The sequence below is a fragment of the Streptosporangium amethystogenes genome, assembly GCF_000721075.1.
Taxonomy (GTDB): Bacteria; Actinomycetota; Actinomycetes; order Streptosporangiales; family Streptosporangiaceae; genus Streptosporangium; species Streptosporangium amethystogenes.
Genome location: NZ_JOEQ01000017.1, coordinates 158926 through 165417, shown reverse-complemented (window position 1 = coordinate 165417; position 6492 = coordinate 158926). Strand labels below are relative to the sequence as shown.

The following is a 6492-nucleotide window of genomic DNA, read 5'->3' as shown; positions in this document are numbered from 1 at the left end:
AGGGCATCGGCCACCGCCACATCCACCTGCTCCAACGAGCCGACGGCTACGGCTACACCACCCACCCAGAAGTGCGGCACCGTGCCGCGTTTCCTCCCGCCCTTGAAGGACCGGGTCTCCACGCTGAAGGTAATTGATGAACGTCAGCAACGCGAACGCGCGGGAAATCGACCCCGCGTTCTGGGAACGCCCGCAGATGCGACAGGCCCTGGCCGTCCGCGACATGGCCACCGTGTACCGGTTACTGCAGCGGATCGGCGTCTCGCAACGTCACATCGCCGCCCTCACCGCGCAGTCCCAGTCGGAGATATCCGAGATCCTCAAGGGCCGCCAGGTGATGGCGTACGACGTGCTGGGCCGGATCGCCGACGGCCTGGGGATCCCCCGTGGCTACATGGGCCTGGCCTACGACGCCTCCTGCACGGCACCGGCCCCGGCGACGGCGGCCGACCAGCGCGACGACTCCAGCGAGGACGAGCAGGTGCGCCGCCTGCTCGCGCACGCCGCACAGGTGACCATCGGCGCGGCATCCGGGGACGCGGAGGAGTGGAGCGAGCCGATCACGCCCACGGAGACCCCCATCCCGCACCGCATCGGCATGGCCGACGTCGAGCAGATCGAGACGGTGACCCGAACGCTGCGCGCCCTGGACTACCGGCACGGGGGCGGGGTCTGCCGCGACGCGGTGGTGGCACAGCTGGCCTGGTCGCAGCGGCTGCTGCGGGCCTCGTGCCCGGAGTCGGTCACTCTCCGCCTGCACCAGGCGCTGGCCGACCAGCACAACCTCGCGGGCTGGACCTCCTTCGACGTCGGTCTGTACGGCTCGGCCAGAAGCCACCTGGCCCGCGCGCTCGAACAGGCCAAGCACGCGAGGAACTCCTCGCTGGCGGCCAACGTCCTGTACCGGATGGGTCGCGTCCACCTGCACTGCGACCGCATCCTTGACGCGCTGCGGTTCTTCCAGCTCGGACAGATCTGCGCGCAGGACGCCAGTTGCGAGCGGACCGTGGCGATGCTCTTCGCCAACGAGGCGTGGGCCTACGCCCTGCTGGGCGACAGTGATCTCGCACTCAAATCGATCAACCGGGCGGCCGACGAGCTGGCTCGTGCCCGTGACCGTGAGTCCCCGGCCTGGGTGAGCTTCTTCGGCGCCGCCGACCTCGACGCCACGAGCGGCATGGTGCACGCCGACCTCGCCGAGACCCACCTCGACAGCCATCTCGGCATCGCCGAGCGCTTCCTCACCGACGCGCTCGGGCAACGCGACCCGAGTATGGCCAGGAGCAGGGCCTTCGAGCTGACCGCTCTGGCGACGGTGCAGCTCAGAGCCGGTGACATGGCCGCCGGGATCGTCAACGGCAACGAGGCGGTCACCCTGGCGACCGAGATTCGCTCGATGCGGATCACCGACCGTCTCGCGCCGCTGCAGGCGGTCGCCATGATGCGGGCGCACGCCGGTGACGCCCAGGACCTCGCCCGGCGCATCTCGGTGGTGCGTGCGGCATGACGATGACCACCGACCACGCCGCAGACCACGCCGCCGCTCAGGCCGGTGGTCTCACCCGCGATCGGCTCCACTCGCTGCTGGCATCGGTCTGTGACCGGGCCGGGCTCGCGTCCGGTGACGCCGAACTGATCAAGTTCACGAACAACGCGGTCTTCCGCCTGCGCCGGGCGCCCGTCGTGGTGCGCGTCGCCGGGTCCTCGGCCGCCCGCTCGCGGGTGCCGACCGTGGTGCGGGTCGCCCGCTGGCTGGCCGACCACGACTTCCCCGCGGTGCGGCTCCTGCCGGGCTGCGAGCAGCCGCTCCAGGTGGAGGGCCACCTGGTGACGCTGTGGAAGCACACCCCCGAGGTGGGCCCGCGCCCCGGCGGCGGCGAGCTGGCCACCCTGCTCAGACGCCTGCACAGGCTGCCGGACCCGCCGGTGGACCTGCCGGAGTGGGCCCCGATGACCGAGGTCCGTCAGCGGCTCGCCGAACCGGAGGACCTGTCCGCGGGCGACCACGCCTTCCTGCTGGACGAGTGCGACGAGGTCGAGGAGCGGCTCGCCGCGCTCGACTACGCGCTCCCCGCCGGGGTCATCCACGGTGACGTGTTCATGGGCAACGTCATCGCCGGGCCCAAGGGGCCGGTGCTGTGCGACTTCGACAGCACCGGGATAGGCCCGCGCGAGTGGGACCTCGCCCCGGTGGCGGTCGGCCGCCTGCGGATGGACTATCCCGCCGACGAGCACACGTCGCTCGCCGAGGGCTACGGCTTCGACGTCACCCGCTGGCGCGGTTTTCCGGTGCTGCGCCGCCTCCGCGAGCTGAAGCTGGTCACCAGCGTCCTGCCCGTGCTGCGCAGCAACCCGGGTATCCGGTCGCAGTGGGAGCACCGCATGCGCAGTTTCAAGGCTCGCGACCAGACGGTCAGGTGGCAGCCGTACCGGTGACGGAGCCGGACGGATCACCGGCGGTTGGTGTCGTACCGCGGCGGCACGGGTACCCAGCCTAGGGGAAAGCCCAGGTGAGGGGGTGGGAAGATGCCACTGAGGCGGCCCGGTCACACCGGGCGGGGAAGCCGCGATCTGGAGATCAACCCGATCTTCAGCCGGGAGCCGGTCCGGGTCCCGCGCTACGCGATGCCCGCCGGGGAGATGGAGCCGGAGACGGCCTACCAGCTGGTGCACGACGAGCTGATGCTGGACGGCAACGCGCGGCTGAACCTGGCGACGTTCGTCACCACCTGGGCGGAGCCGCAGGCGCGGCGGCTGATGGCCGAGTGCGCCGAGAAGAACATGATCGACAAGGATGAGTATCCGCAGACCGCGGAGCTGGAGATCCGGTGCGTGGACATGCTCGCCCGGCTCTGGCACGCCGAGGAGCCCCATCGCGCGGTGGGCTGCTCGACGACCGGTTCGAGTGAGGCGGCGATGCTCGGCGGTCTGGCACTCAAGCGGCGCTGGCGGCACCGGTGCCAGGCCGAGGGACGGTCGGCCGGGCGGCCCAACCTGGTGATGGGCGTCAACGTGCAGATCTGCTGGGAGAAGTTCGCCGACTACTTCGACGTCGAACCCCGGTATGTGCCGATGGAGGGCGACCGGTACCACCTGAGCCCGGAGACGGCCGTCGAGCTGTGCGACGAGAACACCATCGGGGTCGTGGCCATCCTGGGCTCCACCTACGACGGCAGCTACGAGCCCGTCGCCGACATCGCCGCGGCCCTGGACGACCTGCAGGCCCGTACCGGACTCGACGTGCCGATCCACGTGGACGGCGCCTCCGGCGCGATGATCGCGCCCTTCCTCGACCCCGACCTGCACTGGGATTTCCGGGTGCCGAGGGTGGCGTCGATCAACACCTCCGGGCACAAGTTCGGGCTGGTGATGCCGGGGGTGGGCTGGGCGCTGTGGCGCGACTCCGAGGCGCTCCCCGACGACCTGGTCTTTCACGTCAACTACCTCGGCGGGGACATGCCGACCTTCGCGCTGAACTTCTCCCGCCCCGGCGCCCAGGTGGTCGCGCAGTACTACAACTTCCTGAGGCTGGGTTTCGACGGCTACCGCCGGGTCCAGCAGACCTGCCGGGACGTGGCGACCCGGCTGTCCGGGGAGATCGCCGGGCTGGACCGGTTCGAGCTGATCACCGACGGCGGCCAGGCCCCGGTGTTCGCCTTCCGGGTACGGGAGGGGATCGACAACTTCACGGTCTTCGACGTCTCCGCCGTGCTGCGCGAGCGCGGCTGGCTGGTGCCCGCCTACACCTTCCCGAAGAACCGCACGGACCTGGCGGTGCTGCGCATCGTCGTCCGTAACGGCTTCAGCAACGACCTGGCCGACCTGCTGCTGCAGGACCTGCGCCGGGTCCTGCCCCGCCTCTCCGGCCAGGACCGGCCGCGTCACACCGCCGAGGACGCCACCGGTTTCGCGCACGGGGCCGGGGTCAGGAGGCCCCGGAGCCACGGCTGACGGCGCCGGGCCGGGTACGGGCCGGTGCGGCCGGAACAGAAGTGACGGAGAAGGAGAACCCTGAGATGTGTCGTCTGTTCGGCCTGAGCAGCACCCCTGAACGTACGCGTGCCACCTTCTGGCTGCTGGACGCCCCGGACAGCCTGAGCCGCCAGAGCCACCGCGACCCCGACGGGACCGGGCTGGGCTACTTCGACGCCGACGGCACCCCGCACATGCACAAGGCTCCCATCGCCGCCTACCAGGACCGGTGCTTCGCCGAAGAGGCCAAGGAGGTGGAGTCCAGCACCTTTCTGGCGCACATCCGTTTCGCCTCCACCGGCGGCCTGGAGGTGCGCAACACGCACCCCTTCCTGCAGGAAGGGCGGCTCTTCGCGCACAACGGGGTGATCGAGGGCCTGGACGACCTCGACGCGGAACTGGGGAAGGACCGGGAACTGGTCCGGGGGGACACCGACTCGGAGCGCTTCTTCGCGCTGATCACCCGTGAGACCAGGGCGCACGGCGGCGACGTCGCCGCCGGCATCGAGAGCGCCGCACGCTGGGTCGCCAGGAACCTGCCCGTCTACGCCCTCAACCTGATCCTCACCACGCCGCGGGACCTGTGGGCGCTGCGCTATCCCGACACCCACGAGCTGTACGTACTCCGGCGTGCCGCCGGCGGACAGCACGGCGTCCGGCACCTCGACCACAGCGGCAGCAACGACCGGATGCGGGTCCGCTCCCGCGACCTGGCGGGCACCTCCGCGTCCGTGGTCGCCAGCGAGCGCATGGACGACCATCCCCAGTGGCACCTGATGGAGCCCGGCGAGCTGTTCCACATCGGACCGGACCTCAGCCCCACCCGCCGGGTCGTACTGCCGGAGGAACCGGCGCACCGGCTGGGCCTCGCCGATCTGCGCCCGGAGGCCGCCGCCTCACAGCAGGCGATCTGAGAACGGGTTCACAGGTCGCGACATCGAGCCGCACCTGGGGGTCGAGGCCGGCTTCCGCCCGGCCCGCAAGGCGCACCCCGGCCGCCTGGTCCGTGACATCGACCGGTGGGCCCGGTGGCTGAGCAAGGCCGGACGCCGCCCGCCGGGTGCGCCGGGGCATCGAGCCGACGGTCAGCCCGGAGCCGATGGTCTCAGGGGTCGGATCGCTGGTTGACCGTCATGTCCCGGCCGGCCGCGTAGGCGTCCCTGCCCGCGTGGACGTTCTGCACGAGGGACGCCGGAGCCGGATGGTCGCGCGCCCACCCCTCCAGTTCGCCGGCGAACTCCTCGTCCCGCCGCGCGTACCAGGACAGTGCCTCGGCCAGCGACCTGATCCGGCTCTCGTCGCCGGGCTCCTCGATCGCCTGGTCCAGCGTCTCCGCCGAGCGCTCGTCGGAGCCGAAGATCGCGCGTATCCTCTCGCGGATCCGCTCGACCAGGTCCAGGGCCACCTGCTCGCCCATGGTCGTGGCCGCGCCGCCGGCGACCATGAGAGCCACCGCGGACGACACCGCAGCTATGTCCATCTGAAACCGTCCCTACGCCGACGACTCTGGGACCACAGTAGGGCGAAGGCGGCCGGAACAGAATCCCCGAAATTTACATCCGCCTCGGTTATCCCAGCCTGGAGACGACCCCGGCGAACGCCTCATAGGCATCGGCCGTAATTACAAAATAGGAAATACCGTATATTTCGCGATATTCCTGGAGGGAGTCCACCAGTCGCTCGGTGTCGCCCAGCAGCAGATGGGGTGAGCGCAGTGCTTCGGCGACCGGCAACCCGGTGAGCGGGCCGAGTCCCGCGGCCGCCGCTTCCGCGTCCGAGGTCACCACCGTGTAGTAGACCCGGACGCTGAGTTCCAGCGCGTCGAACCGGGACCCGGCCGCGGCCCGGATCCACTCCACCTTGGCGGCGGTGGCCGCCCCGGTCATGGTCGCCGCGCTGGAGGCGTCCGAACGGCTGGACGCCAGGTTGGCGTTCAGACCGACGATGTCGGCCTCGCGCGCGGCCAGCGACAGGATCGCCCGCCCGCCGCCGCCCACCATCAGCGGCGGCCTCGGCCGCTGCACCGGCCGTGGCAGTCCGGCCACCTCGTCGAGGGCGTAGTGGCGGCCGGAGAAGCTGAACGACTCGTGCTCCAGCAGGCCCTTGACGACGGCGATCGCCTCGGCCAGCCGGTCCACCCGGGTGGGCGGGGCGGGCAGCTCGACCCCGATCCGCTCGTGCTCGGCGCGGTTCCACCCCGCCCCGAGGCCGAGCTCCAGCCGTCCCTCCGACAGCAGGTCGACGGTGGCCGCCTCCTTCGCCAGCAACGCCGGATGGCGGAACTCGTTGGCGAGCATGTGCGAGCCGACCCTCAGCGTCGTCGTGGCGTCGGCCGCCGCCAGCATCGCCGGAACCGGCGCGAGCTGGTCGCTGAGATGATCGATGATGAGCAGCGTCCGGTAGCCGAGGTCCTCGACCGCGCGGGCGATGTCCCGCCAGCGGGCCGCGTTCGGGGCACCCGCCGTCTCCACCCCGAAACGGAATGGCCGAATTTCCGCCACGGCATCTCCGTAAATGTTA

General features: G+C 70.9%; 6 protein-coding genes. 4 read left to right on the top strand and 2 right to left on the bottom strand.

The annotated features are described in order from the left end of the window. Positions 1-136 precede the first annotated feature (136 nt). The 4 genes from IG98_RS0124535 (at position 137) to IG98_RS0124520 (ending at position 4886) form a co-directional block, all read left to right on the top strand. The gene (locus tag IG98_RS0124535) at positions 137-1507 is read left to right on the top strand and encodes a helix-turn-helix domain-containing protein (protein WP_030916567.1); all 1371 of its coding nucleotides are present in this window, start codon (positions 137-139) and stop codon (positions 1505-1507) included. Beyond that, positions 1504-2436 carry a phosphotransferase enzyme family protein gene (locus IG98_RS0124530; protein WP_030916564.1) on the top strand — a complete coding sequence of 311 codons (933 nt, stop codon included), beginning with the start codon at positions 1504-1506 and terminating at the stop codon, positions 2434-2436. Before IG98_RS0124535 ends, IG98_RS0124530 begins: the two co-directional genes overlap by 4 nt. Before the next feature lie 90 nt (positions 2437-2526). Then, positions 2527-3951 carry a glutamate decarboxylase gene (gene gad / locus IG98_RS0124525; protein WP_030916561.1) on the top strand — a complete coding sequence of 475 codons (1425 nt, stop codon included), beginning with the start codon at positions 2527-2529 and terminating at the stop codon, positions 3949-3951. Positions 3952-4016: 65 nt separating this feature from the next. After that, complete coding sequence (locus IG98_RS0124520) at positions 4017-4886, top strand: class II glutamine amidotransferase (RefSeq protein ID WP_030916558.1); 870 nt, start codon at positions 4017-4019, stop codon at positions 4884-4886. A gap of 191 nt (positions 4887-5077) precedes the next feature. On the opposite strand, the gene IG98_RS0124515 is transcribed toward IG98_RS0124520, so the two are convergent. Together IG98_RS0124515 and IG98_RS0124510 are read right to left on the bottom strand one after the other, a co-directional pair. Next, the gene (locus IG98_RS0124515; protein WP_157594488.1) at positions 5078-5452 is read right to left on the bottom strand and encodes a hypothetical protein; all 375 of its coding nucleotides are present in this window, start codon (positions 5450-5452) and stop codon (positions 5078-5080) included. An 88-nt stretch (positions 5453-5540) separates the two neighbouring features. After that, complete coding sequence (locus IG98_RS0124510) at positions 5541-6473, bottom strand: TIGR03621 family F420-dependent LLM class oxidoreductase (protein WP_063766277.1); 933 nt, start codon at positions 6471-6473, stop codon at positions 5541-5543. Between the last annotated feature and the right edge of the window lie 19 nt (positions 6474-6492).

Bases quoted from the DNA above. Each gene is read 5' to 3' on its own strand.
- IG98_RS0124535 (WP_030916567.1), top strand. From the start codon at position 137: ATGAACGTCAGCAACGCGAACGCGCGGGAAATCGACCCCGCGTTCTGG.
- IG98_RS0124530 (WP_030916564.1), top strand. From the start codon at position 1,504: ATGACGATGACCACCGACCACGCCGCAGACCACGCCGCCGCTCAGGCC.
- gad (WP_030916561.1), top strand. From the start codon at position 2,527: ATGCCACTGAGGCGGCCCGGTCACACCGGGCGGGGAAGCCGCGATCTG.
- IG98_RS0124520 (WP_030916558.1), top strand. From the start codon at position 4,017: ATGTGTCGTCTGTTCGGCCTGAGCAGCACCCCTGAACGTACGCGTGCC.
- IG98_RS0124515 (WP_157594488.1), bottom strand. From the start codon at position 5,452: ATGGACATAGCTGCGGTGTCGTCCGCGGTGGCTCTCATGGTCGCCGGC.